We start from the raw sequence: 1,773 nt of genomic DNA, 5'->3' as shown, positions 1-1,773 counted from the left end.
TTTTGCAGAAATTCATAGCGAATTTTTTACCCCTTTTTTGTAGTAGCGATAATTTTTTTTATTTCGCCAAGGGAACGAATTTTTTTAGAAAAATCGATTTGAAAAATGTCCCCGAGATCATTAAGAATTTCATCAAAATAATCAAACAAGTAGTAATTTTGTTTCATATGTGTGCACTCTGATTTAGCTAGGCTTTCAAGAATCCGTCCGATACTGTATTTATGGTCTAGCTTGTGTTCAATAATCCGAGCAATGGTAAGTGCGATGAAACAAGTCAGAAAATGTGCCTGTATATGTTCTTCTCTGGAAACAAAAACAGGACGTGCTTCAAGATCGCTTTTGGTCACACGAAAGGATTCCTCGATTCGCCATAACCCTCGATAAATGTCGATGATATGATCGTCAGTCTCTTTGTATTCACTCGTTACAATCGCATAGTAACCATCAAGGGCCTCCTCCGCCTGTAATTTTTCCACGTCAAGTTCCAGCAATTTTTTTGGCGAAAGAATCTCACCCGTCTCTTTATCAAACATTATATTTTTTACATAACCAGCAGCACCATAAGAAGTCGCTCGAGAATATTTGCCGGGATTTTGAATAATGTCCATCGCTTTGGCAATAGTTTTTTCACGATCCGCCTTAGCCTTTTTTGCATACTTTTCACTGTAGAAGATCACTTGTTTTTCATCGACCACTTTTTTTATCTTTTTCCCATTCCTTGAGGTAACTAAAATCGTTCTAGGATAAAGGCGTGACTTTCTTTTGTACTCTGAGCCATACCATGTATAGCCATCTTCATTCAACACATATTTCTTGAACTCTTGATCGGCACCGCGTACGGACATACTAAACACATACCCATGTTTTCCTGACAGGGTGTAATGGATATTGTCCCCAGTGGTCATACCTTTATCGGCCACAACAATGATTTTGCCGAGATCATATTCTTTTTGAATTCGAGAAAGACCCGGTCTAAAGGTTAGACAATCGTTCGTATTGCCTGGGAACAACTCAAAGGTGATGGGAATACCTAAGTTATCCATAAATAGACCCATTTGAACAATCGGATTAGGTCGATGTTCTTTGGATACGCCTTTTTTTCTTAAATCATCAATGGTATCGGTCTCAAAGTAATAATTCGTCACATCATAGTAGACAAGATTAGTATTACGTCCGTACAATTGCTTAATGCGATCGTTAAGATGCACCTGTAAGGCTGAGCTATGTTTATAAAAGAAGGACAAACTGCGGTAAACATCATCCAACGAATAATTTTCTTTTTCAAAGTACAGCGATCGGTTTTCAAAGGTTTTTTTCTTCGAAGCTGGATGAAGTAGTCTAGAAAAGACAAGGAGTTTCATAATGTCATTACTGCTAAAGTTTATTTTTGAACTGCGCTGTTTGTTCATGAGGAACTTGTCAATTTTAAGCTCATGGTAGACTTGGCTCAATACAGCGTAACCAAAATTTTTTCGATAGGCCTGATCGTATGTAAGTTTTTCGTCATGGGAAAACTCCATGGAAATAGGGGATATGCGTTCCGCCTTTTGCTTTTTAAGCATCTGAACCCTTTCATTGAAATAAGCGATGGGGTCTTCATAAAGCTTTTCGAGTTCATCTAAATAACCAACTTTCTCAACGGTGATGGTTCTGGAGTGTCCTTTGTCCTTATCATAATAACCATCCACAATGGATAAAAAGATACGACCATTTTTTTGACGAGTTTTTTTAAGATACATACACATCCTCCTATCTAGAACTCGGAATATATAT

General features: G+C 37.6%; 1 protein-coding gene. It reads right to left on the bottom strand.

Features of this window, described 5'->3' with window-relative positions; translation table 11 throughout:
- Window positions 1–26: 26 nt before the first annotated feature.
- Entirely contained in the window at window positions 27–1,739 is a 1,713-nt protein-coding gene (locus tag BEN26_RS13775; RefSeq protein ID WP_069798796.1) for an IS1634 family transposase, read from the bottom strand.
- Window positions 1,740–1,773 lie beyond the last annotated feature (34 nt).

Source organism: Tepidibacillus sp. HK-1, assembly GCF_001748485.2.
GTDB classification, from domain to species: Bacteria; Bacillota; Bacilli; order Tepidibacillales; family Tepidibacillaceae; genus Tepidibacillus_B; species Tepidibacillus_B infernus.
The sequence above is the reverse complement of the archived record's forward strand: the minus strand, read 5'-3'. Positions and strand labels throughout refer to the sequence as shown.